Annotated in this window: 1 pseudogene; it reads right to left on the bottom strand. The window is 60.9% G+C overall.

The features are described 5' to 3' along the window. A pseudogene (locus tag AACY49_RS31185) lies at window positions 1–353 on the bottom strand (acyl-CoA dehydrogenase N-terminal domain-containing protein); the annotation flags it as partial. Window positions 354–437: the final 84 nt, after the last annotated feature.

The raw sequence follows: 437 nt of genomic DNA, 5'->3' as shown, positions 1-437 counted from the left end.
ATCATGAATTCCTGAAACGCGGTCGAAACGACGTGCGGCATCGCCTGCCCGCCAAACTCCTCCGGCGCGCTGAGCGTGCCCCAGCCCGATTCGACGAACGAGTCATAGGCTTCCTTGAAACCCTTGGGCGTGGTGACCGATCCGTCGTCATGGCGGGTGCAGCCTTCCTGATCGCCCGAATGATTGAGCGGGAACAGCACCTCGGCGACGAACTTGCCGCCCTCGTCCAGCACGGCATCGACCACATCGGGCGTTGCATTCTGGAAGCCGGGCAGATCGGCATAAGCCGGAAGGCCGACCACATGATCGAGCACGAAGCGAACATCACGAGCAGGGGGCGTATATTTCGGCATGGGGTTCAGTCCTTCAGGCGGCCTTGTGCGCCATTGGTTTCAAGCAAGGTGACGAAGTCGGCAAGTTCGGTAATCGCCGCATCG

Source organism: Pseudomonas sp. EL_65y_Pfl2_R96, assembly GCF_963970905.1.
Taxonomy (GTDB): Bacteria; Pseudomonadota; Gammaproteobacteria; order Pseudomonadales; family Pseudomonadaceae; genus Aquipseudomonas.
This window is presented reverse-complemented; position numbering and strand designations above follow the sequence as displayed.